Below are 26,435 nucleotides of genomic sequence, written 5' to 3' on the forward strand. Positions count from 1 at the left end.
GCGCGCCCGCGGTTCCCCTCCTGGGGGACCGCGGGCGCTTCGCGTGGGCTGGCCCGGCGGGGCGAACGGGCCCTCCGGGCCGGCGAGTTCGCGCCCGGCCCCCACGGCCGGGACGGCCAGCCCCGCCGGGCGGGGTCAGGCCCGCTGGGTGCGGGCGGCCACCACGGTGGGCAGTCCGTCCAGCGGATCGTCGAAGACGTGGGCGCGCAACCCGAAGCTGTCCCACAGCAGTTCCGGCGTCAGGACGGACCGGGGCGGGCCCTGCGCGGCCAGCGTGCCGTCCCGCATCACCGCGAGGTGGTCGCTGTAGCGGGCGGCGAGGTTGAGGTCGTGCAGCACCATGACGATGGTGCGGCCGGTGTCCCGGCAGAGCCGCACGACCAGGTCGAGCACCTCCACGGCGTAGGCGAGGTCGAGGTGGTTGGTGGGCTCGTCGAGCAGCATCAGCTCGGTCTGCTGGGCCAACGCCATCGCGATCCAGGCCCGTTGACGCTGGCCGCCGGAGAGTTCCTCCAGCGGGGTGTCCGCGAGCTCGCCGACGCCGGTCGCGGCCATCGCCTCGGCCGCGATCCGGTCGTCCTCCGGGTCCCAGCGGCGGTACCAGGGCTGGTGCGGCTGGCGTCCGCGCGCCGCCAGGTCCGCGACGGTCATCCCCTCCGGCGCCACCGGGTTCTGCGGCAGCAGCGTCACCCTCCGGGCGAGGTCGCGCGGGCGGAGCCCGGCGAGCGGCTCGCCCTCCAGCAGCACCTGACCCGCGGTGGGGGTCATCAGCCGCGCGAAGACCCGCAACAGGGTCGACTTGCCGCAGCCGTTCGCCCCGATGACGGTGGTGACCCGCCCGCGGGGTATCTCCAGCGACAGGTCGCCGAGCACGGTCTTCCGCCCGTACCCGGCGCTGACGCCGCGCGCGCTCAGGGGACTGGCCCCGGACTTCTCCTCAGACACTGGTTCTCCGCCGGTGGTGGTTCAACAGGTACAGCAGGTAGGGGGCGCCGAGGACGGCCGTGGGCACGCCCACCGGCAGTTCGGCGGGCAGCCGCTGGGCCGTCATGTCCGCCGCCAGGACGAGCAGCGCGCCGGTCAGCCCGGCGGCGAGCGGCGGCGGGCCGGGCGTGCCGAACAGACGCATCGCGACCTGCGGCGCGACGAACGCGACGAAGGCGATCGGCCCGGCGACCGCCGTCGCGCCCGAGACGAGGACGACGGCGAGGAGCAGCGCCAGCGCCTCGGTCCGCCCGGGCCGGGTGCCCAGCCCGGGGGCCACGTCCCGGCCCAGCCGCAGCGCGCCCAGGTCGCGGGCGAGCGCCGCGCAGAGGACGAGGCCGCAGAGCACCACCGGGGTGAGCGCGGTGACGTCCGGCATCCGTACGCCCTCCAGGGAGCCGGTGAGCCAGCGGGTGGCGATCTGCGCGTCCTCCAGCTCGGCCCGGGTCAGCAGCCAGGAGGTCCCGGCCAGGGCGATGGCGTTGACGCTCAGCCCGACGAGGATGAGCCGCAGCCCGTCGAAACCGCCCCGCCAGGCGAGTGCCAGGATGACGGCGGTGGTGACGATCCCGCCGAGCACCGCGACCGGCGCGAGGAGTTCAGTCGCCGCGTTCTCCCCGGTGTGCGAGGCGATCGACGGCTGGGTGACGAGCAGCACCGCGAAGAACCCGGCGCCGCTGGCCACCCCGAGGATGTCCGGGCTGGCGATGGGGTTGCGGGTGACGGACTGGGTCAGCGCCCCGGCGCAGCCGAGCGCGCAGCCGACGAGGACGGCGGCGACGGCCCGGGAGAACCGGTGGTCGAGGACGACGAGGTTCTCCAGCTGGCTGCCGCTCCCGCTGAGCGCCGCCAGCACCCGGTCGGCGGGAAGGTGCACGCTGCCGGTGAACACCCCGACGGCGCAGAGCGCGAGCAGCGCGGGCACCATCACCGCGGTCACCAGCACGGCGCGGGGGCGCAGCGGTACCGCGACCGGGCCGAGCCGCACCCCGCGGCGCGGGTCCAGCGCGAACCGCAGCCCCCGCGGGGGCTGTTGCTCCGGCCGGTGCTCCGACGGCCGCTCCAGGGTGGTGGATCGCGTGGTCGTCACAGGGCCACCAGCCTTCTGCGGCGGGTGACGGCGAGCAGCACGGGGGCGCCGATGACGGCCATCACGATGCCGACCTCCAGTTCGCCGGGGCGGGCGCTGACCCGCCCGAGGGTGTCGGCCAGGAGCAGCACGATCGCGCCGGTCAGTCCGGAGAGCGGCACCAGCCAGCGCTGGTCGTGCCGGGCCAGGACCCGGGCGGTGTGCGGGGCGACCAGGCCGAGGAAGGCGATCGGCCCGCAGACCGCGGTGGCCGGTCCGGCGAGCAGCGTGATGGCGAGGACGCCGGTGATCCGGCTGCGGCGGACCCGGGTGCCGAGCGCGTGCGCCACCTCGTCACCCAGCCCGAGGCCGTTCAGGGAGAAGGAGTTGACCAGGGCGAGCACGCAGCCGGCCGCGAGCAGCGGGACGACCAGCGCCGGCATCGTGTAGTCCCGGTCGGCGAGCGCGCCGACCTGCCAGAACCGCATGACGTTCAGGGTGTTCTTGTCCAGCAGGACCAGCGCCGTGGTGAGCGCGGTGAGCAGCGCGCTGAGGGTGGTACCGGCGATGGCGAGCATGACGAGCGCGCCCCGGTTGGTGCCGCGCAGCCCGAACAGCGCGACGAGCGCGGTGACGAGGGCCGCACCGGCGAGCGCGGCGCCGACGTGTGCGGTGGCGGAGCCGACGCCCAGCCCGTAGGTGAGACCGGCGACGGCGAAGGCGGCGCCCGCGTTGACGCCGAACAGCCCGGGGTCGGCCAGCGGGTTGCGGGTGTGGCCCTGCATCAGGGCGCCCGCCATGCCGAGCGCGAGGCCGACCGCGAGCCCGAGCAGCGTGCGGGGCAGCCGCTGCGAACTGATGACGGTGGCGTTGTCCGAATCCACGTCGGTGAGGACGGCCGCGAGGACTTCGCCGAAGGGGATGGCGTTGCTGCCGAACGCGAGGCTGAGCAGGACGGCGAGGCCGGTTCCCACGGTCAGCAGCCCGGCGGCGAGCGGGAGTCGGAGCCCCGCTGGAGGTGGCTTGAATCTCACGAAGGTTAGGCTAACCTAAATCTCATTGGAGGCGAATCACACGATGACAGGACGCAGAACCCGAGCCGCCCTCGCCGTCGCGGCCGTGGGAGCGATGCTGACGCTGGCCGCCTGCGGAGGCTCAACTTCCGATGACACGGCGGACGGTGGGAAGAACGGCGGGGAGACCCGAACCGTGCGCGACACCATGAACGGCGACATCTCCGGAGTCCCCGTCAAACCCAAGCGTGTGGTGGCGCTCTGGCGCACCGGCTCCGAACTGGCCGACCTCGGCGTGAAGCCGGTAGCGGCGCTGGAGGGCGAGTTCCTCAAGGGCGAGATGGACGCCGGGACCTACGCGAAGTACGAGGACATCCCCACGGTCGGGACCTTCCAGGGCGTCGACGTGGAGAAGGTCATCAAGGCCAAGCCGGACCTGATCGTCGGCATGGACCACGGCAACATCGGGATCGACTACGACGAGCTGGAGGACATCGCTCCCACGGTGATCCTCAAGATCGCCGAACCGCCGGACGTCTGGAAGAACTACCCCCAACTCGCCGACGTGGTGGGGAAGTCGACCGGCTTCGAACGGGACAACGCCGCGCTCAGCAAGAAGCTGGCCGCCATCGAGCGCCGCCACGGCAAGCGGCTCCGTGGCGCCAAGGCCGTCCATCTCAGCACCGACGGCGGCAAGAACTGGATATCGACGAAGAAGTCGCTCGCCTGGGAGCGGCTGGACGCCGCGGGCTTCGGTTATATGGACCGGTACACCAAGCGGCCCGCGCGCTACGTGGAGGAGCTGGCCAGCGAGAACATCCCGGACCTCAACGGGGCCGACGTGCTCTTCTACGCCGTCGACCTGCACGGGAAGAAGGAGCCGGACGTGGACAAGCTGCTGCGGAGTGAGTCCTTCAAACGTCTTCCCGCGGTGAAGGCGGGCAACGTCTTCCCGCTCACCTCCGCGACCATCTACACCTTCGCCGCCGCCAACCAGCAGGTGACGGAACTGACCACCGCCGCACAGCGGTACACCTCCGAAGGGACCTCCTCCTGATGGCCGGCCGCGAACACCGGGCGTTCCCGATCTACATCCGTGAGCTGGAGGTCCTGGAGGTCTTCGACGTCACCCCCCTCACCCGCCGGGTCGTTCTGACTGGCGAACAGCTCGGCGCGTTCCGGAACAACGGGTACGCCATCGAGCCGTTCCGCACCGAGAACGCCGACGACCACGTCAAGATCGTGATCACCGACGGGCCCGGGGTCCCCGAGGGGACGCCGCCGGTGGCGCCACCCGTCCAGGACGACGGCCACCTGGACTGGACCCGCGAGGCCATCGGCCGCTCCCGCGACTACACCCCGCGCCGCTACGACCCCGAACGGCGCCGCCTGGAGCTGGACTTCGTCCGGCACCGCGGCGGGATCGCCGCCGAGTGGGCGGAGCGGGTGGCCCCCGGCCAGCGCGTGCACGTCGCCGGGCCCCGCGGTACGACCGTCCTCCCGGACGGCATCGACTGGTACTTCCTCGTCGGTGACGAGACCGCGCTGCCCGCCATCGCCCGGCGCATCGAGGAGCTGCCCGCGGGCACCCCGGTGACGGCCGTGGTCTCCGTCCCCACCGCCAGCGAGGAACAGACCCTCGACCACGCGACCGACCTCCATCTGACGTGGGTGCACCGCGACACCGCCGGTCCCGACGGGCTGATGGACGCGGTACGGGCGGCGCCCTGGCGCGACGGGCGGGTGTACGCGTGGGCCGCCGGGGAGGCGGGCACGCTGCGCCCCCTGCGCCGCTGGTTCCGCCAGGACCGCGGCGTGGACCCCGGGTTCACCGACGTCGCCGGGTACTGGCGCGCGGGCCAGACCCAGGAGGAGATGGGCCTGGCGCTGCACACCCTGCGGCGGAAGACCGGACTCGGGGTGCCGCACGCCATCCGAGCGGCGCTCACCCTCGACCTCGCCGAGCACGTCACGGACGGCCACCGCACCATCGCCGCGCTCGCCGAGGCGGCGGAGGTCACCCAGGGAGGGCTGCGCCGCCTGCTCCGCGTCCTCGAACAGGAGGGCTTCTGCACCCTCGGTGGCAAGGCGGGCGCCGCCGAGACCGTCGAACTGACCCCCTTCGGGGCGGTGTTGCTGGAGGAGACCGCCCACAGCGGGCTCGACCGCCGGAACGGATACTCCCGGCTGGACGACGCCTGGCCCGGCATCGTGCACACCCTGCGCACCGGCACCTCCGGCTTCACCCACGTCAGGGGCCACGACTTCTGGGCGGAACTCGCCACCGAGGAACGGCTCGGCCGCACCTTCGACGAGGTGCTGGGCCACTGGACGGAGATGTGGTCGCCACGGGCCGTCGAGGCGCTGGACCTCACCGACGAGCACGTCATGGACGTGGGCGGCGGCACCGGCACCCTGCTCGGCCGCGTCCTCACGGCCTACCCCCACACCTCCGGCACCCTGCTCGACCTGCCGACGACCGCCGAGCGGGGCCGCGCCGAACTCGCCGGACGGGGGCTGGCCGAGCGCGTCCGGATCGTGGGTCGCAGCTTCTTCGAGGCGCTGCCGGAGGACGCCGACGTCTACGTGCTCGCGCAGGTGCTGCACGACTGGCCGGACGCGGAGGCCACGGCCATTCTGCGCCGGGTGGCAGCGGCGGCGGACGACCGCCGCGTCGTGCTGTTCGAGCGGATCAGCGGGGACCACGACGACGCGCAGGACATCGTGTTCGACCTCCAGATGCACACGGTCTTCGCCAGCGGGGAGCGCACCGAGGCCGACTGGGCGGAGCTGGCCCGGGGGGCGGGGCTGCGGCTGACCGGCACGACGCGGGTCAGGGAGAACTTCTTCATGATCGAACTGCGCGCGGCCTGAGGGCCGTAGCCCTCCCGGTCGCCCGGAGGTACCGCGGTACCTCCGGGCCCCGCGCGGCCCAGTGCGGCCCCGCTCGCGCGGGCTGACCTCGCGGACGGCTTGCGCGTAGGCTGCCCGGTGGTGACCGGCCATGACGTGCGGAGGCGAAGGAGGCACCGGTGAGCGACGACCGCGAGGGGGGCGACCCCGCCTGCTGGGCCGCGCTGGTCTGCCCGGAGTGCGGCGCCGTCCGCGACACGGCCGATCCCGGCACCCCCTGCCCCCGCTGCGGCGCCACCGCCGACGCCGAGCCGGAGAGCGGGCCCGCCGGGCCGGAGCGGGCGGAGACCGAGTCCGCCGAACCGGGGCCCGCCGGGGCCGAGTTCACCGGGACCGGGCCGACGGCCCCCGGACCGGAGACCAGTGAGGGGGCGGCCGCCCCCGCCCGGTCCCGGGATCGGGATCCGGCCACCGGGCGGGCCCGGAACGCCCGCCCCCGCGACGGACTGGGGCGCCCCCTGCCCTACGGCACCCGGGGCGTCGCCCGCGCGCCCGAGGGCGTCGTCCGCACCCCCGACGAGACCCTCACCGAGGCCCAGCACCTCCTCGACGCCGGCATGCCCTTCCACGCCCACGAGGTCCTGGAGGACGCCTGGAAGTCCGGCCCGGCGAACGAACGCCGGCTCTGGAGGTCGCTCGCCCAGTTCGCCGTCGGTCTCACCCACGCCGCCCGGGGCAACCCCAACGGCGCGGCGGCGCTGCTCCGGCGCGCCGCCGACGGGCTCGCCCCGTTCGCCGAGCGGCCGCCGCACGGCGTCGCCGCCGCGGCCCTCTCGGCCTGGGCCCGCGCGGCGGCGGCAGACCCCGCCGCGGTCCAGGACCCGCCACCCCCGCTCCGCCACCCCGGCTGACCCCGCCCGCCCGGCTCCGCCGATCGCGCGCCGCCGACACGGCCCGCGGCGTCCGCCGCCGCCGTCCACCGCGCGCCCCGGTGTGCGCGTCGCGGCCGAGCCGGTACCGGAACGGCCGCTGGCCCCCGGCCGAGGGCACCGGGCTGGTGTGCCGCACCGCCGCCGGGCCCGGTACGGAGAGGGAGCGCGGTTCCCCCACCGTGCCGCTCGCCGCGTCCCCCTCCGCACCTGACCGGTCGCGCGCACGGTGTTTCGGCGCTGCCCGAAACACCGTGTAGCCAGCCCTGCACCGGTGCGAAAATCCCGGTGAAACCCGGGGAGTCGGTTCGACGGAACGTGGGGTTCCGCTGGCGGGTCCACCGTCGGCCCCGCGTCGTGGCGGAGTGTCCCCGCGGCCGACGGGACGTCCGCGTCCTCCTCCCCGGAACCGAGAGCGGAGGAGGACGCCATGGGGGACGGGTCGCGCGGCGGGGATCTGGCTGACGGCTCGCGGGTGGGGGCCGCCAAGTGCGCCCCGCCGAGTCTCCGCGCGAGCTACGCGTACATCGCCACGCTCACCGAACGGGAGGAGGAGGTGTTCCAGCTGGTCGGCATGGGCAAGGACAACCGGGCCATCGCCAAGCGCCTCTCCATCTCGGAGCGCACGGCCCGGGTCCACCTCACGCGCATCATGAGCAAACTGCGGCTGCGCTCCCGCCTCCAGGTGGGGATCGTCGCGGCCTGCGCGTTCTGCTGGTGCCAGGACGTGGCGGTACCCGCCGGTGCCGGTGGCTGCCGTGGTCTGTCGTGCGCGAGCCAGGAGCTGGACACCGCCGGGGCGTGAACGGCCCCGTCCGCTGGGCGCGCCGTCCGAGAGGCGAGCCGGGAGACCGGCGGGGGAGACGCGGCACGGGCCCTCCCGGGGGAGAGCCCGCGCCGGTGAGCTGGGAACCGCCGGACCGTGGGGCCGGACCGGGGCTCGGACGTCAGCGCTCGGCGGTGTCGCGGTCCCGTGCGCCGTCGCCGCGCGGCCGCGCCTCCCGCGCCCCCTCGCTTCCTACGGCGACCGGGGCCGGCGCGACGGACGGGACGCCGCCGGGGGCCGTGCCGCCGGTGCCGCCGGTGGCCTCGCCCGTGGCCGGGCCGGTCGCGTCGCCCGGGTGGGCCGCTTCGGCCCCGTCGGCCGGGTGGACGGCGCCGTCCGGGCCGCCGGTCTCGTCATCGTCGTGGTTGATGACGCCGTCGTCCTCGCCGCTGAAGAACCGCCGTCCGTAGATGACGAGGCACAGCAGGATGCCGGTGACGAAGCCCCAGGACGCGCCCTGCACGGCGAGCACGGCGCCGGTCACCCCCGCGATGCCCAGGTCGGTGCGGCTGCGGGACTCCAGGACACCGACCCGCACGCTGACGTAGCCCTGGATGATCAGGGTCAGCGCGAGCGCCACGCCCAGGATGGGCTCCAGCAGGCTGACGATCGGCATCAGCCAGAGCGCCGTGTTCGTGCCCCAGCGGAAGGAGCCCGCGCCGCCGAAGATCGACCGCATCGTGTCGCGGCCCTTCTTGTACCGCTCCGAGATCGTCACGTGCATGGCCGCCCAGAGCGGGCCGCACATCGCGGTGTCCGGTCCGAAGACGCCCATCAGCATGTTCCGGCCGCCGAAGATCATGTGGGCGCGGTTCGGGTTGTACCGGACGGCCTCGTCCGGGCGGGCCTTGGCCGCCTCGCCCAGCACGGAGCGGGCCTGGAGGACGTCGCCGAAGACGACGATGTAGGCGGCGAGCACGGTGGGCACGGCGGTGAGGAACATCGACAGCGGCGGCAGGCCGAGGCCGAACACCGTGTAGTCGGTCCACAGGGTGACGAAGTCGGGGGAGGAGAAGCCCCACTCGATCGTCGGCCAGGGGGCCTCGCCGAACAGCGGGGCGACGAACACGGCCAGCAGGACGCACGGCAGGATGCCGAGGCCACCGATGGTCCGCCAGACCCGCGAGCGCCGCTGAAGGCCCGCGAAGTGCCGCGAGTACATCAGGTAGAAGGCGAGGGCGACGGCCACGGTGATGGTGACGGGGAAGGTGTCGAACCGCCCGCCCGCCTCGAACACGCCCTGCACGGCCGCGAACCCGGCGCCGATGATCACCCCGGCGCGCAGCGCGTTCGGGACGATCCGCACCACCTTGCTCGCCAGTCCTGTCACACCGAGGAAGATCGACAGCGCGGCGAGCATCAACTGGAAGGCGATCAGGGCGTGTACCCGCTCCTCCCCCTCGGGGAACTGCGAGCAGTAGGCCATCAGCAGCGGGATGGCGGGCGTGATCCAGCCGGGTACGACGGGGTCACCCAGCAGGTGGTGCAGCAGGTACAGCAGGCCGTTGAGGACGACGACGGCGAGCGCCACCTCGAACGGCATCCCGAGCAGCTCGGTCATCAGCGGGATGGCCGAGAGGTCGACAGCGCACATCAGCAGGCCCTGGCTGTAGTCCTGCCACTCGAACCGGTAGTGCACGAACGGCAACCGGACGTCGAACGGGCCGACCTTCCAGTGGGGGGAGAGCGCGTCGGGGGCGCGACTCGGGGTCTTCTTCACGGGTGGTTCCTCGGGTGGATCGGGGCGGCCTCAGCACCGCCGTACCGGGGATGGCGCACGCGGCTGCCGTCCGGAGCCCGAGGAGACCCGGCAGGCCCGCCGTGTGGAGTGGGGGAGAAGGAGGGGCGGGCGGTGGCTGGCCACCGCCCGCCCCGGACGGCGTCAGGCGTCGTCGAAGAGGATGACCTGCCGCACGGCCCGGCCGTCCGCCAGCTCGTCCATCGCCTCGTTGACCTGTGAGAGCGCGATGCGACGGCTGATCATCCGCTCCACCGGAAGGCGGCCCTCGCGCCACCACTGGGCGAAGCGCGGGATATCGCGCGCCGGAACGGCGGAGCCCAGGTACGAGCCGATCACCGTCCGGGCCTCGCCGGTCAGCGTGAGCGGGGAGATCTCGGAGCGGGCCGCCGGGTCGGGCAGCCCGACGGTGACGGTCCGGCCGCCCGGCGCGGTAGCGCCGAAGGCGGTCTCGAAGGCGCGGGGGTGTCCGGCGCACTCGATCACGTGGGAGGCGCGGACGCCCCCCTCGGCGACCTCGGACGGGGTGTACACGCGGTCGGCGCCGAACTCCCGGGCCAGCTCCAGCTTCTCGGGGACCGTGTCGACGGCGATGACCTCACCGGTGCGCTCCGCGACGGCGGCGAGCAGCGCGGCCATGCCGACCCCGCCGAGCCCCACCACCATGACGCTCTCGCCAGGCTCCGGCCGCACCGCGTTGAGCAGCGCCCCGCCGCCGGTGAGCACCGCGCAGCCGAGCACCGCGGCGACCTCCGGGGGGATGTCGTCGCCGACGGGCACCACGGAGGCCCGGTCGACCACCGCGTGCGTCGCGAAGCCCGAGACGCCCAGGTGGTGCTGGACGGTCTCGCCGTCGCGGGACAGGTGACGGCCGCCGTGCAGCAGCGTCCCCTCGTTGTTGGCGGCGGAGCCGGGACCGCAGGGCAGCCGCCCGTCGGTGGCGCAGCCGGGACAGTCCTCACAGCGCGGCAGGAAGGCCATCACGACCCGCTGCCCGGGCTCCAGGTCGACCTCGGCGCCGACGGCCTCGACCCGGCCGGCGGCCTCGTGCCCGAGGAGCATCGGCAGCGGGCGGACACGGTTGCCGTCCACGACCGAGAGGTCGGAGTGGCAGATCCCGGCGGCCTCGATGCGGACGCGCACCTCGGTCGGGCCCGGCTCCGAGAGGTCCAGCTCGCACACGCTGATCGGCGTCGACTCCGCGTAGGGACGCGACCGTCCGATCTCCTCCAGAACGGCTCCAGTGATGCGCACTCCAGGTCACCTCTTTCCGACGCCGGGCGGATGGGCCGCCGGGACCGGGCACCGGTGATCGTCGGGGATCGGCGGGCCCAGGTCCGCACGGACGTCGTCGTCATGCGTTCCGGGCGGGTACGGACCTGCCGTCCCGTCGTCGTGGGTCGGGTCGAGTTTCCCGGGCGCGCACCGTGGGGGCGACGGAGTCCCGCCCACAACACGTCGTACCTTGTGTGCATGATGAACATTTCGGGTGGGTCGCGGGAGCACCTGCTGCGCGTACTGCTCGACACCGCCGCCGATCTGGCCACCCTCCGTGACGTCGAGGCGCAGCTCCAGGCGATCGTGCGCCGCACCCGCAGCGTCGTCGGCGCGGACATGGCCTACATCAGCCTGAACGACCGGGACCGCGGGGAGACCTACATTCGCTGGTCGGAGGGGGTGACCACCACCGCCTACCGGACGCTGCGGATGCCACTGGGCGAGGGCGTGCTCGGACAGGCGGCCACGGGGCTCGCGCCGTACCGCACCTCCGGCTATCTGGAGGACGAGGCGCTGGTGCACTCACCGGAGGTGGACGAGATCGTCCGCGGCGAGGGCGTGCAGTCGATCATGGGCGCCCCGCTGACCGTCGAGGGCCGGGTCATCGGGGCGCTGGTGGTGGCCGAACGGCGGCGGCGCCAGTACACGCCCGAGGAGGTCGGCTGCGTCGAGTCGATCGGCAAGCAGGCGGCGGTGGCGCTCGACAACTCCCTGCGCTTCGAGGAGCTGACCCGGTTCGCCGAGCGGCTGGAGGCGCAGGAGCGCCGCGCCGCGGCCGAACTGGCCCTGGCCACGCGGGTTCTCGACCTCGACCGGCGGCTGATGCAGGCCGTGATGGCCGAGCCGGACGTACGCCGGGTGCTCGCGCTCGGCGCCCGGGAGGTCGGCACCGCGCTGCGGCTGCGCGGCCCCGGCGGCGGCCCGGTCGCCTCCACCACGGACGCGCCCGGAGACGGCGGACCGGGCACGCCCGGCCCGGGCGGGGACGGCGGAGGCGGCGGCGAGGCGATCGCGGTGGACGTCACGGCCGCCGGGGAGCACCTGGGGACGCTGGAGTGCGCCACCCCCGTCGACGAGGCCGGGCGCGCGCTGCTGGAGCGGGTCAGCGTGCACGTGGCCCTCGCCCTGCTGTTCGCCCGCGCCGCGGAGGACGCCGACCTGCGGCGCGGGCACGACCTGCTCGACGACCTCCTCGCGGGGCGGGAGGTGCCGCGCGAACGCCTCGCGAGGCGCATGCACCACTGGGGGTTGCGCCCCGGCGACCGGCTGTGGAGCGTGGCCGTCGCCGTCCCCAGGGACGCCGTCCACACCCGGCTGCGGGCGCTGCACGCGGCGCTCGGCCCCGGCGCGCTCACCGCCCAGCACGGCGACCACGTGTGCCTGGTGACCTCCGACCCCCGCTGGGAGGCCCGGCTGCGCCGCGCCTTCGCCGACCACGGCTGGCCGGTGCGCGCCGGGGTGGGCGGTCCGGCCGACGGGGTGCGGGAGCTGCCCGACGCGCACCAGCGCGCCGAACTCGCCCTGGGCTCGCTGAGTCTGCTCGGCCGCGACGAGGTCATGGACGGCGGTCGGCTCGGCATGCTCGGGGCGCTGCTGGACCTCGCGGGCCGGGGCGGGCTGCCGGGCAGCCTGACGGCCGGGGTCGACCCACTGGTCGCGTACGACGAGCGGCACGGCACCGACCTCGTCCGCACCGCCTTCTGCTACCTGGAGACCGACGGGAACGTCGCCCGCACCGCCGAGCTGCTGCACGTGCACCGCAACACCGTGCGGCAGCGGCTGGACCGCACCCGCACGCTGCTCGGGCCGGACTGGGACGCCTCGCCGCGCCGTCTGGAGACCCACCTCGCGCTGCGGGTGCGCGACGCGCGGGTGGGTCTGCGGCCCTGACCGCGCCCGGGGGTGGACGTACGCACACCACACCCGCGCCGGGATGGGCACGGGCACGTCGCCCGGGCCGGGGCGCGCGTGTGAGCCTGGCGCCACCGGGCGCGGGCGGCCCGTTCCGCCCGCCCGACCCCTCCCGCGCCGTGTGGCCGGGCACGGGGCCGGTATCCACGGGGACCCGGGTGAGCGAGGCGTGCGGCGCCGGCGGACCGCGCGGGGCCGAGCGGCCCCGTCGCGGCCGCGACGGCCCGAGAACCGGCCGAACCGGCCGAAGAGAGGCAGGGAGACGATGAGCGACGTGCGCGTGGGCGACGTGCTGGCGAGGACCCCGACCGGTCTGCTGATCGGGGGGCAGTGGCGGGACGCCGCGGACGGCGCCACCTTCACGGTGGAGAACCCGGCGACCGGAGGGGCCCTCACCGAGGTGGCGTCCGCGACGTCCGCCGACGCCGTGGCGGCGCTGGACGCCGCCGCGGAGGTCCAGGAGTCCTGGGCCGCGACCCCCGCGCGACAGCGGGCGGAGATCCTGCGCCGCGCCTTCGAGCTGGTGCAGGAGCGTGCCGAGGACCTCGCCCTGCTGATGACGCTGGAGATGGGCAAGCCGCTGGCCGAGGCCCGTGGCGAGGTCGCCTACGGCGGGGAGTTCCTGCGCTGGTTCGCCGAGGAGGCGGTGCGCGACGACTCCCGCTACACCCGTTCCCCGGAGGGCGGGCTGCGGCTGCTCGTCCAGCGGCGGCCGGTCGGCCCCTGCCTGCTGGTCACCCCGTGGAACTTCCCCCTCGCGATGGCCACCCGCAAGATCGCCCCGGCCGTGGCGGCGGGCTGCACCATGGTGCTCAAGCCCGCCCGCCTCACCCCGCTGACCGCGCTCTACCTCGCGCGGCTCATGGCGGACGCCGGGCTCCCCGACGGCGTGCTGAACGTGGTGCCCGCGGGCTCCGCCTCCGCCGTCAGCGAGCCCCTGCTGGCCGACCCCCGGCTGCGGAAGCTGTCCTTCACCGGGTCCACCCCGGTGGGGCAGGCCCTGCTGCGGGCCTCCGCCGACAACGTCCTGCGCACCTCGATGGAGCTGGGCGGCAACGCCCCGCTGGTCGTCTTCGAGGACGCCGACCTGGACAAGGCGGTCGCCGGGGCGATGGCCGCGAAGCTGCGCAACGGCGGTGAGGCCTGCACCGCGGCCAACCGGATCTACGTCCACGAGTCGGTGGCCGAGGAGTTCGTGGCGCGGCTGGCCGCCTCCATGCGGGAGGTCGTCGTCGGCGACGGCCAGGAGGACGGGGTCACACTGGGCCCGCTGGTGGAGGCCAAGGCCGTCGACTCGATCGAGGCGCTGGTCCGGGACGCGGTGGACCGGGGGGCGCGCGTCGAGGTGGGTGGCGCGCGCGTCGAGCGCCCCGGGCACTTCTTCGCGCCGACGCTGCTCTCCGGCGTGCCCGCCGACGCCCGCTGCATGCGCGAGGAGATCTTCGGCCCGGTCGCCCCGGTGTCGACCTTCCGCACCGAGGACGAGGCGGTGGAGCTGGCCAACGCCACCGAGTACGGCCTGGCCTCCTACGTCTTCACCGGGGACGTGCGCCGGGGCCTGCGGTTCGCCGAGCGGCTGGAGTTCGGGCTGCTCGGCCTGAACGTGGGCGTCATCTCCAACGCGGCGGCCCCGTTCGGCGGGATGAAGCAGTCCGGCAGCGGACGCGAGGGCAGCTTCGAGGGCATCGCCGAGTACCAGGAGATCCAGTACGTCGGCACCGAGATCTGAGCCGGACCACACACGGACGCCCCGGCCCACTCACCGAGTGGGCCGGGGCGTCTCGCGTGCCGTGCGGGCGCGGGGCCCGCACCGGTCAGAGCCCGGCGGTCAGCCGGGTCGCCAGCAGCCGCGTGAACCGGGCGGGGTCGGTCAGTTCGCCGCCCTCGGCCAGCAGGGCCATGCCGTAGAGGAGTTCGGCGGTCTCCGCCAGCGCCGGGTCCTCCTGGTTGGCGCTGTGCGCGTCCTTGAGGCTGGCCACCAGCTGGTGGCCGGGGTTCAGTTCCAGGATGCGCTTGACGCGCGGCAGTTCCTGGCCCATCGCCCGGTACATCTTCTCCAGGTTCGGCGTGAGGTCGTGGGAGTCCCCCACGATGCACGCGGGCGAGGTGGTGAGCCGGGAGGAGAGGCGGACCTCCTTCACGTCCTCGCCGAGCGCGGTGCCCATCCAGCCCAGCAGCGACGCGAAGTCCTGCTTCCGCTGCTCGTCGGCGCCGTCCTCGCCGTCCTCCCCGGTCTCGGAGTCGCCCGCGTCCAGGTCGACCTGGCCCTTGGCGATCGACTGGAGGCTGACGCCGTCGTACTCGCGGACCTGCTCCACCCAGACCTCGTCCACCGGGTCGGTGAGCAGCAGCACCTCGTACCCCTTGGCCAGGAACGCCTCCATGTGCGGGCTGTTCTCCAGCCGGGTGCGGGAGTCACCGGTGAGGAAGTAGACGTGCTCCTGCCCCTCCTTCATCCGGGAGACGTAGTCCCGCAGGCTCGTCTGCTCCTTCGGGTCGTGGGTGGAGGGGAAGGAGGCCAGCTCCAGGAGGGTCTCCCGGTTGTCGACGTCCGAGAGCAGCCCCTCCTTCATCGCGGGCCCGAACTCCCGCCAGAAGTCCCGGTAGCGCTCGGCGTCCTTGGTACGCAGCGAGGTGACGGCGGAGAGGATCTTCTTCACCAGCCTGCGGTGCATCAGCTGGATCTGGCGGTCCTGCTGGAGCGCCTCCCGCGAGACGTTCAGCGAGAGGTCCTGCGCGTCCACGACACCCGAGACGAAGCGCAGGTAGTCGGGGAGCAGCGAGGTGCAGTCGTCCATGATGAACACCCGCCGCACGTACAGGTGCACGCCGCGCTGGCCGCCCTGCTGGTAGAGGTCGAGCGGGGCGTGCGACGGGATGAAGAGCACCGCCTGGTACTCGAAGGTCCCCTCCGCCCGGGTGTGGATCGTCTCCAGCGGGTCGGTCCAGTCGTGGCTGACGTGCCGGTAGAACTCCTTGTACTCCTCCTCGGAGATCTCGTCGGGGGAGCGGGTCCACAGCGCCTTCATGGAGTTGAGCGTCTCGACGGTCCGCTCGGGTTCGGCGTCCTCGCCCTCCCCGGGGCGCTCCACGGTCGTCCGCACCGGCCAGGGGATGAAGTCCGAGTGCTTGCGGACGATCTGCCGCAGCCGGTTCGGGTCCGTGTAGTCGAAGAGGTGGTCCTCGGAGTCCTCCGGCTTCAGGTGCAGGGTGACCGAGGTGCCCTGCGGCGCCTGGTCGACCGCCTGTACCTGGTACGAGTCGCCGCCGTCGGACTCCCAGCGGGTGCCCTCCGTCTCGCCCGCGCGCCGGGTGACCAGGGTGACCCGGTCGGCGACCATGAAGCTGGAGTAGAACCCGACGCCGAAGTTGCCGATGAGGTCGGCGGACGCGGCGGCGTCCTGGTTCTTGTTCGCCTCCTTCAGGGAGCGGACGAACTCCGCGGTGCCGGACTTGGCGATGGTGCCGATCAGGTTCAGCACCTCTTCCCGCGACATGCCGATGCCGTTGTCCCGCACGGTCAGCGTGCGGGCCTCCGGGTCGGTCTCCAGCGTGACGTGCAGATCCGAGGTGTCCGCCTGGAGGCTGTCGTCGCGCAGCGACTCCAGACGCAGCTTGTCCAGCGCGTCGGAGGCGTTGGAGATCAACTCCCGCAGGAAGACGTCCTTGTTGGAGTAGACCGAGTGCACCACCAACTGCAACAGCTGACGGGACTCGGCCCGAAACTCGTGTGTCTCGACCTTGCCGCTCACAACAGTCCTCCTGGAACCCAACTCACGTAGTCGTCAGACGGGGGCCGCCGCGGTCCCGCGCGGCCACCGCCGGCGGGCGCCGCGCTCCGCGCGCGCCCGCCGGACACCGATCTTGCCCGCTCGGCGGACGGCGGCGCCAGTCGGTACGGATCCTTCCGCTCTCGCCGCTCCGGGGGCCCGGGGGAAGTCGGGGGAGAGTCCGGGGGAGTCCCCGGGGAGGCGGGGTGTCCCGCCGGGGCCGCGCCCCGGGGCGCGGCCCCGGCGGGCGGTGCGCGGCGGTCCGGGTCACTCCCCGGAGTTGAGTACCGTCCGGGCGGCGCGCTGGGCGTACCGGGCGGCGTCCGGATCACCGGCGATGGTGGCGTGCGCCATGGCGCCGTCCACCAGGACGGCGAGCTGGGCGCCCACCACGGGCGCGTTCGGCACCCCCATCTCCTCGACCGCCCGGATCACCAGATCGCGCAGGCTCCGCTTGTGCCGGACGACGACGTCGTGCACCTCGGGGGAGGTGCCGCCGAGCTGCCCGAAGGCGTCGACGAACACACAGCCGCGGAAACCCGGCTGGTGGAACCAGTCGTTGAGGAAGTCGAAGACGGCCAGGACCTTCTCGGTGGGGTTCTCGGCCGCGTCCACCCGCTCCTGGATGGCGGTGCGGGCGGTCTCGTCCCGCCGTCTGAGGCTGGCCGCCACCAGCACCTCCTTGGACGGGAACATCCGGTAGAGCCGCTTGAGCGGGATCCCCGCCTCGTCGCGGACGTACCGCATGGTCACGGCCCGGATCCCGTGGGTGTAGAACAGGTCGTCCGCGACGGCCACGACGTGCGCGTACGCGGGGTCCTCCCCTTCCGGGCCGTCGTGCTCACGCTCCGGTGAGTCTGCTGTGGTCACCACGTACCGGCCCCCCGCACATCTTGAGAATCCAGGTTCTCCATACTACCGTCATGGGGTGAGAACGGTTGTTCTCGGGGTGTGGTGGACCGTCGCCACACCCGCGCCGCACTTCCGGTGTCAGCCGGACCAACGGGGGGTGGAGCCGTGCTGCGCGTACATTTCAGCGCCGGGGACCTGGCGCGCACGCGCGTTGCCGAGGGACCGGACGTCCTGTGGGAGATCGTGCTCAGCGTCCAGGGTCTCCAGGAACGACGACCGGAGCCGTTACTGGACGCCTGGCGCCGCCGGGCCGAGACCCGGGACGCCTCCGAACTGCGGGTGCTCATCCCGCTGATGCCGGTCCGCGGCTACTTCCCGGACTTCCTCACCCCGGCCGCGGCGCTGGGCGGGCTGGAGTGCGGGGTCGACGCCGTCCGGTCCACCCCGCGCCGCAGACTCCGCTCCGAACTCGAACTCCTCGCGGACTCCGGCCCGGTGCCCTCCTGGTTCCGGACGCTGGCCGACGGGGACCGCGAGACGCTGCGCCAGGTCGGCGGTGCGCTGCGCCGCTACCACGCCAGCGTCCTCCAGCCCGAGTGGCCCGCCATCTCCGGACGTCTGGAGGCCGACCGGCGCCACCGCGGCCGCGTGCAGAGCGCGTCCGGCACCGAGGAGATGCTGCGCGGCTTCGCGCCGCTGCTGCGGTGGCAGTCGCCCGTCCTCACCGCCGACTACCCGACCGACCGCGACATCCACCTGGACGGTCGCGGACTGCTGCTGGTGCCCTCGTACTTCTGCCACCGCACCCCGGTGGCCCTCGTCAACGAGGACCTGCCGCCGGTGCTCGTGTACCCGGCGCGGACGGCCGCGCGGCGCGAGCCCACCCTCGGCGCCTGCCCGCTGGCGTCGCTGATGGGGCACACCCGCACGGCCGTCCTCCAGTCCCTCCGCAAGCCGCGCACGACCAGCGAACTGGCGCTGCACGCCGGGGTCTCCCTCTCCACCGCCAGCGAGCACGCCGCGGTCCTGCGCCGCGCCGGGCTGGTGATCAGCACGCGGGACCGGCACCGGGTCCAGCACGCGCTCTCGCCGCTCGGCTCGGACCTGCTGCACGGCTCGGTCTAGCCCCCCCCGGGCGTCCCGGTCACCGCCGCGTCTCCCGCGTCCGGCGCGTCCGACGTGTCCCCGCGCCTTCGCGGCCCCGGGTGCTTCCCGTACCCCTTTCGGCCCTTCTGGCCTAGAGTTGCCGGGTGGGATCCGCGGACGTACCCGGGCCGACTCCCCGCCGGCCCCTCCAGCAGGACGGGGACCCCGGCCGGTACGAGCCGGAGGCGCACGGCCCGCCGGTGGACGGCCGGGTCGAGACGGCCCTCCGCGCCGCCCAGCAGTACTACCTTCAGCGGTCCACCATGGGCGCCATCGCCAAGGAGCTGGGGACCTCGCGCTCCACCGTCTCCAGACTCCTCAGCTACGCCAGGGACGCCGGTCTGGTGGAGATCCACATCCACCGGCCGCAGCCCCGGGCGAACGTGGTGGAGCGGCGCCTGCGGGAGAGCTTCGACGTCCGGGCCCACGTGGCGCGCGTCCCCAGCACCGCTACCAACGTCGAGCGGCTGGAGCTGACGGCCATCCAGGCCGCTCGGGTGATCAACTCCGTCTTCGACTCGGACATGGTGATCGGCCTGTCCTGGGGGACCATGGTCAACGCCATCAGCCGTCGCCTGATCCCCAAACCGGTCCACAACTGCCAGTTCGTGCAGCTGAACGGCGTCGGCAACTCCCGGGCCACCGGCACCCACTACTCCCACCAGATGTTCTCCGCCTTCGGCTCCGCGTTCGACGCGGTCGTCCAGCAGCTGCCCGCACCCCTGTTCTTCGACTCGGCGGCGACCAAGCGCGCGCTGTTCCGCGAGCGGGTGGTGCGCCGGGTCACCGAACTCCAGCAGGCCGCCGACGCGGCCCTGTTCAGCGTGGGCACGGTGGCGGACGGGACGCCCAGCAGCCCCTATCTGGCCGGCTACTTCCTCGACGACTCCGACTTCGTCTCCCTCGCGGAGGACGAGGCGGTGGGGGACATCGCCACCGTCTTCCTCCGCGCCGACGGCAGCCACCACGGGGTGCGGCTCAACGAGCGCACCAGCGGCCCGGACCTGGACCGGCTCCGCGAGGTGGACCACCGCATCTGCGCCGTCTCCGGTGACCACAAGATCGGCGCGCTGCGGGCCGCCCTCGCCGGGGGCTACATCACCCACCTCGTGATCGACGAGCGCACCGCCGCCCTCCTGCTCGGCACGCTGGACGCGCCGCCCGCCTGACCGCGCCCCGGCCGCCCCCGTCGCTCGTCCGCCGCGTCTCCCCGCCGCCCTGCCCCCTGCCGCCCTGCCCCCTGCCGCCCCGCCGCGCACCGACCGCGGGCCGGACGGCGCTCGACGCGCTGGTCAGACGCACAATCGACTCACGGTGCACATGTGTGCGTAAGCCTGGTGAAACGTGCACGGCACCAGGCATGGTGGCGGACATCGCCGGGTCCGCGAGCCGCCGAACGGGGCGGACCCCCCTCATCCCCCCTGCCTGGAGGTCTGTCCGCCATGCCCAGCCACACCTTCACCCGCCAGCTGCCGGTGGCCGAGCCCACCGACGTCCTCGTCGTGGGGAGCGGCCCCTCCGGGCTGGGCGCGGCGCTGTCCGCCGCGCGCAACGGGGCCTCCGTCCGGCTGGTGGAACGGTTCGGATTCCTCGGGGGCAACCTGACCGCCGGGCTGGTCGGCCCCTGTATGACCTCCTTCTCGCTGGACGGATCGACCCAGCTGGTGCGCGGGGTCTTCGACGAGTTCGTCCGGCGCATGGTCGAGGTGGGCGGTGCGGTGCACCCCTCCGAGACCCGCTCCGGCAGCCCCTACTCGGGCTTCATGGTCTACGGGCACGAGGCGGTGACCCCCTTCGACCCCGAGGCGGCCAAGCGGGTCGCGGCCGACATGTGCCAGGAGGCCGGAGTCCGGCTGCTGCTGCACACCTTCGTCGCCGACGCCGTCACCGAGGGGCGCCGGGTGACCGGTGTGGTGGTGGCCAACAAGAGCGGCCTCAGCGTGCTCCCCGCCACCACGGTCATCGACTGCACCGGGGACGGCGACGTCGCCGCCCGCGCGGGGGCCGGGTTCGACCTGGGCCGGGACGGGGACGGCCAGACACAGCCGATGACGCTCTTCTTCCGGGTGGCGGGCGTCGACGACGAGGCGGTGCGGGCCTACCAGGACGCGCACCCCGAGGAGCGGTTCCCCTTCCAGGGGCTCGTCGAGCGGGCGAGCGAGGACGGGTCCTTCACCCTGCCCCGCCGCGGCATCCAGCTGTTCAAGACGCTGGAGCCGGGGGTGTGGCGGATCAACACCACGCGCGTGCTGGGCCTGGACGGCACCGACGCCGACGACCTCACCTCCGGCGAACTCACGGCCCGCCAGCAGGTCGTCGAGCTGCTGCGGTTCTTCCGCGAGCGGCTGCCCGGAATGCGCGACTGCACGCTACTGGACACGGCGGCCACCATCGGCGTCCGGGAGACCCGGCGGATACGGGGGGAGCACCTCCTCACCCTGGACGAGCTGACCTCGGGGCACGCCTTCGAGGACACCGTCGCGGTGGCCGGCTACCCCGTCGACATCCACAGTCCCACCGGGCCGAACGGCCCCTTCGACGACGGGATCCCGCCCACCGCCAACATCTACGAGATCCCCTTCGGCAGCCTGGTGCCCCGGGACCTGGACAACCTGCTGCTCTCCGGACGCTGCGTCTCCGCGACCCACGAGGCGCTCGCCGCGGTCCGCGTCATGCCCCCGTCCTTCGCGATGGGCGAGGCGGCCGGGACCGCCGCCGCTCTCGCCCGGCGGGACGGGGTCCCGCCCCGGGCGGTCGACGTGCCCGCGCTCCAGCGCCTCCTCCTCGACCAGGGCGCCTACCTGGGTCCCCGTTTCGAGTCCGCTTCCGTCGGCTGACCGTGCGGGCAGCGGCCAGCGCATCCCCTGAACGAATGGACATCCCATGATCCGTCGCGTCGTCAGCGCCAGCACCGTGGGCACCGCCCTGGAGTGGTACGACTTCATGCTCTTCGGGACCGCCGCCGCGCTGGTCTTCGACAAGGTCTTCTTCCCCGACCACGACCCCGTGGTCGGCACGCTGGCCGCCCTCGCCACCTTCGCCGTCGGCTTCTTCGCCCGCCCCTTCGGCGGCCTGCTCTTCGGGCACTACGGTGACCGGATCGGCCGGAAGAAGGTCCTGGTCATCACGCTCGTCCTGATGGCGGTGGCCTCCACCCTCATGGGCCTGATCCCCAGCTACGACAGCATCGGCGTCGCCGCGCCCGCGATGCTGGTGTTCCTGCGCGTCCTCCAGGGGCTCGGCGCCGGCGCGGAGTACGCGGGCGGGGCGCTGATGGCGGCCGAGCACGCGCCACCGCGCAAACGCGGCCTGTACGCGGCCATCCCGCCGACCGGCAACGGGATCGGCGTCATCCTGGCCGCCGCCGTCTTCACGCCCTTCACCATGCTCCCGGAGGACCAGTTCACCACCTGGGGCTGGCGGGTCCCCTTCCTGGTCAGCATCCTGATCCTGCCGGTCGGCCTGTACATCCGCATGCGGGTGTCCGAGACACCCGCGTTCGACGAGACCAAGGAGCGGGGTGAGGACGCCTCGTTCCCGGCCCTGGACCTCGCCCGGAGCGAGCCCAGGACGCTGCTGCGGTGCCTGCTCACCAACATCGGCCCCAACGTCGCCACCTACGTGCCGAGCGTCTACGCCCTCACCTACATCGAGGAGGACCTGGGCATGGCCGCCAGCGTGGGCACCGTCGGCCTGCTGATCGCCAACTCCGTCAAGATGGTCACGCTTCCGCTATCCGGGGCGCTCTCGGACAGATGGGGCCGGAGACCGGTCTTCGCCTCGGGCGCCGTGCTGTGCGCGCTGCTCGCCTTCCCGTTCTTCTGGCTGCTCGACACCGGCCACTCCTGGGTGGTGTGGATCGCGATGACGCTGATGCTCACCTTCGCCAACGACCTGATGCTCGGTGCCCAGGCGGCGATGCTCCCCGAGCAGTTCGACACGAGCGTGCGGTACACCGGCGTGGCGGTGAGCCGGGAGTTCGCGGCGGCGATAGCGGGCGGCACCCTGCCCTTCATCGCCGCGGCCCTGACCTCGCTCACCGGCGGAACGTGGGCGCTCTCCCTCCTGATGATCTTCATGTGCGTGCTCTCGCTCATCGGGGTGGCCGGTCTCCGGGACGGCCGGGAGCTGTCCTTCGTCGAGGACCCCACCGCCGACGCCGAGCCCGGCAGGGCGGCCGCCCCCGCGAGCTGAGCGCCGCCGCCCCGGCGCCCGCCGCGGACCGTACGGCCGCGCGCGGGGCCGGGGCCCGGCCGGAGCTACGCCCCCGGAGCCTCGCCGAACCGGATCTCCACGTCGGCCGGGACGGCGGCGGCTCCGTTGGTGGGCGCCATGTCCTGCGGACAGGCCGAGGCGACCACGACGACGTCCTCGGTGGCCCGCAGCGTGACCTGGTCGCCCGGGCGCGAGGTCGGGGGCTGGATGCTGAGGGAGCCGTCCGCCTCCACGGGGACCCGCATGAAGAGGTTCACCGGCATCGGGACGAGCGGCGGCCGCCCGGCACCGAACGCCTCGACGGCCGCGAGGAAGTTGTCGTGGCAGTTGGCGTGGTACCCCTCGGCGCCCAGCTCCCGGTATCGGACCGGGTCGCAGCTCGGCATGAGCAGGTCGTGCGCCCCCGGGCTGGTGTCGGCGACGACCTCCAGCAGCGTGGCGCGCGTGGTGTCCACGAGCAGATCCCCGACCCCGAGGCCGATACGGCCGTTGCGCATGCGCGTCATCCCGGTGCAGACCGTGCGGCCCGGATCGTCCGCGGCGAAGGCCCAGGTGTCCACGACCTGCTGGCCGTGGGTGTTCACGAAGCTGACCGTCTGCCCCGCCACCAGCGCGAAGGCCGTTCCCGTGCGTGCTTCCAGGACCCGCATCTCTCCCCTTTCGACGCCTCTACCAGCTCACACCATGGCGTACGGCCGTCCCCGGCGGAATCGTCCGCGCGCAGTTGCGCGGCCACGGTCCGTCCGCCCGCCCCGGCGGGGGAGTTGACGGACGTGGCGGGCCGCGCGGCCTCGGCGGGGTGGCCGGTCTCGGTGAGGCGGCCGGTCTGCCCGGACCTCAGGGGAGCAGCCGCCGCTCCTGGGCCACGGCGACCGCCCCGGCCCGGGTGTCGACGCCGAGCTTGTCGTAGATGCGGCCCAGATGGGTCTTCACGGTGGCCTCGCTGATGAACAGCGCCCGGGCGATCTCCCGGTTGCCGAGACCACGGGACAGCTGCCGCAGGATGTCGCGTTCACGGTCGGTGAGGGTGGGGCGCGGATCGCGCAGCCGGGACACCATGCGCTGGGCGACGGGGGCGGAGAGCGCGGTGTGTCCCCGGGCCGCCGCCCGGATCGCGGCGAACAGCTCCTCGGGGCGCTCGGCCTTGAGGAGGTAGCCGGTGGCCCCCGCCTCGATGGCGCGGGTGAGGTCCGCGTCCGTGTCGTAGGTGGTCAGCACGAGGACGCGCGGCGCGCTGCCGGAGGCGTCCGCCGGGGCCTGGGCCAGGATGCGCCGGGTGGCCTCCACTCCGTCGATGCCCTCCCCGAGCTGGATGTCCATCAGGACCACGTCCGGCGCGAGCGCCGCGGACCGGGCGACCGCCTCCTCGCCGGTCCCCGCCTCGCCCACGACCTCGATACCGGGCGCGCTCCCGAGCAGCGCGAGCAGCCCGGCACGCACCACGGTGTGGTCGTCGCAGAGCAGCAGACGCACGGGCACTGTCTCGGCGGCCTCGGCGGCGTCGGCCGTCTCGGACGGGCCAGCGGAACCGGAAGGGCCAGCGGAGCCGGGGGGAGGTGGGGAACCGGGCGGGGGCGGGGGTGGTGCCGGGGTCATGGCGTGGGCTCCAGCGGGATGGCGGCGGACAGGACGGTGCCCTCCTCGGGGGTGGACTCGACGGTGAGCGTCCCGCCGAGACGCGCCACCCGGGCGCGCATGGCGGGCAGTCCGTACCCCCGGGCGGGGCCGGAGGCGGCGGCGCGCGCGCCGGAGGCGGAGGGTGGGTCGAAGCCGCGGCCGTCGTCCGCCACGTCCAGCACCACCTGGTCCCCGAGGTAGCTGAGGGTCAGCGCCACGGTGTCCGCCTCCGCGTGCTCCCGCGCGTTCGCCAGGGCGCCCTGCGCCACGCGGAGCAGGGCGGCGGCGACGCTCTCCGGCAGCGGGACCGGGGCACCCTCCCGGTGGAAGCGGACCCGAGCGGGGGGCCGCCCGCCGCCCTCGCCTCCGCCGCCCGCGTGCCCGCCTCCCACCCGCTCGCCCCGTGCGCGCTCGCCCTGTTCGTGCTCGCGCGCGGCCAGTTCGCGCAGTGCCGTCTCCAGCGGGGCTCCCCCGGCCAGCGCGGATGGCGCGAGGTCGTGGACGAAGCGGCGCGCCTCCGCCAGGTCGCGCCCGGCGGCCTCGGCGGCCGTGCGGACGTGGGCGCGGGCCGCCGCCGGATCGGCCTCCCAGATCCGCTCCGCGGCCTGGAGCAGCAGCTGCTGACTGGACAGCCCCTGGGCGAGGGTGTCGTGGATCTCCATCGACAGCCGCTGCCGCTCGGCGAGACCGCCCTCGCGCCGCTCGGTGGCGGCCAGTTCGCGCCGGGTGCGCAGCAGGTCGTCGATGAGGGCGCGCTGCCGGGCGGCCTGTCGCTCGGTGTGCAGGAAGACGGCGGTGGCCAGCGCGGCGACCGCGGGCGGCAGGAGCACCAGGTGCGGGTCGAACCCCTCGGCCAGCCGCAGCTGCGCGAAGACGACCAGCGCCGTCAGCAGCGTCACGAGGGCGACGGCGGCGCGCGGGGGCAGGCTGCGCAGCGCCGTGTAGACGAGGGGGACGGCGCACCAGGCGAAGCTCGGCGCGAGGAGCACCAGCACCACCCAGGTGACGGTGATCGCGCCCAGCCCGGCCAGCGGCAGCGGGGCGGGAGAGACGGGGGCGGGGGCCGACGGCGCGCGGCCCGCGGTGCCGGACCCCGCGGCGCCGGACCCCGCCGCGCCGGACCCCGCGGCGGCTGGGACGCGTACCGGCCCGAGGACGTAGAGCAGCGCGAGCGCGGCGCTCAGCGCGAGGACCCAGGGGATCAGCGGCTGGCCCGGGTGGTTGTGCAGGTACCGGGCGAGCGAGGCGCCGAGCAGCAGGAAGAAGGCGGTGTGGAGGACCGGGGACAGCCAGCGGTCCTCCCGCTCGGCACTCGCACCGCGCACCGGTCCTCCCCTCGTCGTTCACCCTCGGTCCCCGGGGTTCCCCCGGGCCGCCCGGCTCTCCGCCGGTCGCCCTCGTCTCCCGCTGGCGGGTTCCCGGACAGTCGTAGCCCGCGCCGACACCTCCGCGCATCAACCGATCGGCTGATCCTCGGATCAGCCGAGGCGGTGGCGGACGGCAGCCGGAAGCCCGAGGCCCGGACGGGCGGTGGCTCACCAGAATGGGAGACGCGACGCACCGAGACCGCGTCCGCACCAGACCGCGTCCGTGCCGGGCCCGCTGGCCCGCACCGCGCCGACACCTCAGGGAGCACCATGCGCACCCCCTTCAACAGCCCCCGCCGTGGCCGGATCGTGGCCGGTACCGCCGTCGGGGCCGTCGCCCTCGCCGGGCTCGGCGGCTTCGGCGCCGTCCAGGCCACCGCCTCCGACTCCACCTCCGCCGCCGACCGCGCGGCCGCCCCCGCGAAGGCGGGGGCGGGCGGCGACAACGTCACCAGTGACCGGCACCTGACCGTCGACGCCGCGACCACGGCGGCGCGGGCCGCGCTGGACGCCGCCGAGCGGGAGAACCAGCGGGTGTCGGTCGCGGTCGTCGGCCGCGACGGCAACACGATCGTCACCCTGCGCGGCGACGGCGCCGGACCGCAGTCCTACGTCTCGGCCGAGAAGAAGGCCTACACCGCCGTCTCCTGGAACGCGCCGACCTCCCAGCTGGTGAAGAACCTGGAGAAGACACCGAACCTGAAGGACATCCCGGGCACCCTCTTCCTCGGCGGCGGCACCCCCGTCACCGCGGGCGACTCCCCGGTGGCCGGGATCGGGGTGGCCGGGGCGCCCAGCGGGGAGCTGGACGAGAAGTTCGCCCGCGCTGGCGCGGAGAAGCTCAGCGAGTGACGGGACGGAGGAGCA

The 26,435-nt window shown here is 74.2% G+C and carries 21 protein-coding genes; 11 read left to right on the forward strand and 10 right to left on the reverse strand.

The genetic code is table 11. The features are described 5' to 3' along the window. Positions 1–135 precede the first annotated feature (135 nt). From E0L36_RS08535 to E0L36_RS08545, 3 genes are read right to left on the reverse strand one after another with little or no spacing between them, the layout of a single operon-like run. A complete protein-coding gene (locus E0L36_RS08535) occupies positions 136–945 on the reverse strand; it encodes an ABC transporter ATP-binding protein (RefSeq protein ID WP_180928207.1) in 810 nt (269 codons plus the stop codon). After that, the gene (locus E0L36_RS08540) at positions 938–2,074 is read right to left on the reverse strand and encodes an iron chelate uptake ABC transporter family permease subunit (RefSeq protein ID WP_219636133.1); all 1,137 of its coding nucleotides are present in this window, start codon (positions 2,072–2,074) and stop codon (positions 938–940) included. The genes E0L36_RS08535 and E0L36_RS08540 overlap by 8 nt, the downstream gene beginning before the upstream one ends. Further along, entirely contained in the window at positions 2,071–3,087 is a 1,017-nt protein-coding gene (locus E0L36_RS08545) for an iron ABC transporter permease (RefSeq protein ID WP_219636134.1), read from the reverse strand. Before E0L36_RS08545 ends, E0L36_RS08540 begins: the two co-directional genes overlap by 4 nt. Before the next feature lie 43 nt (positions 3,088–3,130). Here E0L36_RS08545 and E0L36_RS08550 point away from each other — a divergent pair, with 43 nt between their 5' ends. From E0L36_RS08550 to E0L36_RS08565, 4 genes are all read left to right on the forward strand, one after another. Further along, on the forward strand, positions 3,131–4,123 hold the full coding sequence (locus E0L36_RS08550; protein ID WP_180928208.1) for an ABC transporter substrate-binding protein: 993 nt from the start codon (positions 3,131–3,133) through the stop codon (positions 4,121–4,123). After that, positions 4,123–5,940: a siderophore-interacting protein gene (locus E0L36_RS08555; protein ID WP_180928209.1), complete on the forward strand. Its 1,818-nt coding sequence runs from the start codon at positions 4,123–4,125 to the stop codon at positions 5,938–5,940. Before E0L36_RS08550 ends, E0L36_RS08555 begins: the two co-directional genes overlap by 1 nt. Before the next feature lie 158 nt (positions 5,941–6,098). Further along, the gene (locus tag E0L36_RS28465; protein ID WP_180928210.1) at positions 6,099–6,830 is read left to right on the forward strand and encodes a DUF309 domain-containing protein; all 732 of its coding nucleotides are present in this window, start codon (positions 6,099–6,101) and stop codon (positions 6,828–6,830) included. A gap of 448 nt (positions 6,831–7,278) precedes the next feature. After that, complete coding sequence (locus E0L36_RS08565; RefSeq protein ID WP_180928211.1) at positions 7,279–7,653, forward strand: helix-turn-helix transcriptional regulator; 375 nt, start codon at positions 7,279–7,281, stop codon at positions 7,651–7,653. 142 nt (positions 7,654–7,795) lie between these two features. On the opposite strand, the gene E0L36_RS08570 is transcribed toward E0L36_RS08565, so the two are convergent. Together E0L36_RS08570 and E0L36_RS08575 are read right to left on the reverse strand one after the other, a co-directional pair. Continuing rightward, positions 7,796–9,394, reverse strand: a complete 1,599-nt coding sequence (locus E0L36_RS08570) for a hypothetical protein (protein ID WP_219636135.1) — start codon at positions 9,392–9,394, stop codon at positions 7,796–7,798. Between the two features lie 162 nt (positions 9,395–9,556). Next, on the reverse strand, positions 9,557–10,666 hold the full coding sequence (locus E0L36_RS08575) for a zinc-binding dehydrogenase (protein ID WP_180928212.1): 1,110 nt from the start codon (positions 10,664–10,666) through the stop codon (positions 9,557–9,559). 219 nt (positions 10,667–10,885) lie between these two features. On the opposite strand from E0L36_RS08575, the gene E0L36_RS08580 reads away from it, so the two are divergent. Both E0L36_RS08580 and E0L36_RS08585 read left to right on the forward strand, forming a co-directional pair. Further along, positions 10,886–12,580 carry a helix-turn-helix domain-containing protein gene (locus tag E0L36_RS08580; RefSeq protein ID WP_180928213.1) on the forward strand — a complete coding sequence of 565 codons (1,695 nt, stop codon included), beginning with the start codon at positions 10,886–10,888 and terminating at the stop codon, positions 12,578–12,580. Positions 12,581–12,866: 286 nt separating this feature from the next. After that, the gene (locus E0L36_RS08585; protein WP_180928214.1) at positions 12,867–14,330 is read left to right on the forward strand and encodes an NAD-dependent succinate-semialdehyde dehydrogenase; all 1,464 of its coding nucleotides are present in this window, start codon (positions 12,867–12,869) and stop codon (positions 14,328–14,330) included. An 85-nt stretch (positions 14,331–14,415) separates the two neighbouring features. Here the strand turns inward: E0L36_RS08585 and htpG are convergent, their stop codons facing one another. Beyond that, on the reverse strand, positions 14,416–16,353 hold the full coding sequence (gene htpG / locus E0L36_RS08590; RefSeq protein ID WP_180928215.1) for a molecular chaperone HtpG: 1,938 nt from the start codon (positions 16,351–16,353) through the stop codon (positions 14,416–14,418). Between the two features lie 285 nt (positions 16,354–16,638). Continuing rightward, positions 16,639–17,241: a TetR/AcrR family transcriptional regulator gene (locus E0L36_RS08595; protein ID WP_180928216.1), complete on the reverse strand. Its 603-nt coding sequence runs from the start codon at positions 17,239–17,241 to the stop codon at positions 16,639–16,641. A 147-nt stretch (positions 17,242–17,388) separates the two neighbouring features. On the opposite strand from E0L36_RS08595, the gene E0L36_RS08600 reads away from it, so the two are divergent. The 4 genes from E0L36_RS08600 to E0L36_RS08615 all read left to right on the forward strand — a co-directional run bounded on the left by E0L36_RS08600 (position 17,389) and on the right by E0L36_RS08615 (position 22,563). After that, positions 17,389–18,348: an ArsR family transcriptional regulator gene (locus E0L36_RS08600; protein WP_180928217.1), complete on the forward strand. Its 960-nt coding sequence runs from the start codon at positions 17,389–17,391 to the stop codon at positions 18,346–18,348. A 125-nt stretch (positions 18,349–18,473) separates the two neighbouring features. Further along, entirely contained in the window at positions 18,474–19,538 is a 1,065-nt protein-coding gene (locus tag E0L36_RS08605; protein WP_180928218.1) for a sugar-binding transcriptional regulator, read from the forward strand. A gap of 273 nt (positions 19,539–19,811) precedes the next feature. After that, positions 19,812–21,206: an FAD-dependent oxidoreductase gene (locus tag E0L36_RS08610; protein WP_180928219.1), complete on the forward strand. Its 1,395-nt coding sequence runs from the start codon at positions 19,812–19,814 to the stop codon at positions 21,204–21,206. Positions 21,207–21,252: 46 nt separating this feature from the next. Continuing rightward, the gene (locus E0L36_RS08615; protein WP_180928220.1) at positions 21,253–22,563 is read left to right on the forward strand and encodes an MFS transporter; all 1,311 of its coding nucleotides are present in this window, start codon (positions 21,253–21,255) and stop codon (positions 22,561–22,563) included. Between the two features lie 65 nt (positions 22,564–22,628). On the opposite strand, the gene E0L36_RS08620 is transcribed toward E0L36_RS08615, so the two are convergent. From E0L36_RS08620 to E0L36_RS08630, 3 genes are all read right to left on the reverse strand, one after another. Next, a complete protein-coding gene (locus tag E0L36_RS08620) occupies positions 22,629–23,234 on the reverse strand; it encodes a DUF1989 domain-containing protein (RefSeq protein ID WP_180928221.1) in 606 nt (201 codons plus the stop codon). A 187-nt stretch (positions 23,235–23,421) separates the two neighbouring features. After that, positions 23,422–24,180 (reverse strand): response regulator transcription factor, encoded by a 759-nt coding sequence (locus tag E0L36_RS08625; RefSeq protein WP_180928222.1) that lies wholly within the window; start codon positions 24,178–24,180, stop codon positions 23,422–23,424. After that, the gene (locus tag E0L36_RS08630) at positions 24,177–25,526 is read right to left on the reverse strand and encodes a sensor histidine kinase (RefSeq protein WP_180928223.1); all 1,350 of its coding nucleotides are present in this window, start codon (positions 25,524–25,526) and stop codon (positions 24,177–24,179) included. The genes E0L36_RS08625 and E0L36_RS08630 overlap by 4 nt, the downstream gene beginning before the upstream one ends. Before the next feature lie 312 nt (positions 25,527–25,838). Here E0L36_RS08630 and E0L36_RS08635 point away from each other — a divergent pair, with 312 nt between their 5' ends. Then, positions 25,839–26,420: a heme-binding protein gene (locus E0L36_RS08635; protein ID WP_180928224.1), complete on the forward strand. Its 582-nt coding sequence runs from the start codon at positions 25,839–25,841 to the stop codon at positions 26,418–26,420. Positions 26,421–26,435: the final 15 nt, after the last annotated feature.

It is taken from the genome of Streptomyces sp. AJS327 (assembly GCF_013450295.1).
Taxonomy (GTDB): domain Bacteria; phylum Actinomycetota; class Actinomycetes; order Streptomycetales; family Streptomycetaceae; genus Streptomyces.

Bases quoted from the DNA above. Each gene is read 5' to 3' on its own strand.
- E0L36_RS08635 (WP_180928224.1), top strand. From the start codon at position 25,839: ATGCGCACCCCCTTCAACAGCCCCCGCCGTGGCCGGATCGTGGCCGGT.
- E0L36_RS08585 (WP_180928214.1), top strand. From the start codon at position 12,867: ATGAGCGACGTGCGCGTGGGCGACGTGCTGGCGAGGACCCCGACCGGT.
- E0L36_RS08625 (WP_180928222.1), bottom strand. From the start codon at position 24,180: ATGACCCCGGCACCACCCCCGCCCCCGCCCGGTTCCCCACCTCCCCCC.
- E0L36_RS08565 (WP_180928211.1), top strand. From the start codon at position 7,279: ATGGGGGACGGGTCGCGCGGCGGGGATCTGGCTGACGGCTCGCGGGTG.
- E0L36_RS08615 (WP_180928220.1), top strand. From the start codon at position 21,253: ATGATCCGTCGCGTCGTCAGCGCCAGCACCGTGGGCACCGCCCTGGAG.
- E0L36_RS08555 (WP_180928209.1), top strand. From the start codon at position 4,123: ATGGCCGGCCGCGAACACCGGGCGTTCCCGATCTACATCCGTGAGCTG.
- E0L36_RS08580 (WP_180928213.1), top strand. From the start codon at position 10,886: ATGATGAACATTTCGGGTGGGTCGCGGGAGCACCTGCTGCGCGTACTG.
- E0L36_RS08550 (WP_180928208.1), top strand. From the start codon at position 3,131: ATGACAGGACGCAGAACCCGAGCCGCCCTCGCCGTCGCGGCCGTGGGA.
- E0L36_RS08610 (WP_180928219.1), top strand. From the start codon at position 19,812: ATGCCCAGCCACACCTTCACCCGCCAGCTGCCGGTGGCCGAGCCCACC.
- E0L36_RS08620 (WP_180928221.1), bottom strand. From the start codon at position 23,234: ATGCGGGTCCTGGAAGCACGCACGGGAACGGCCTTCGCGCTGGTGGCG.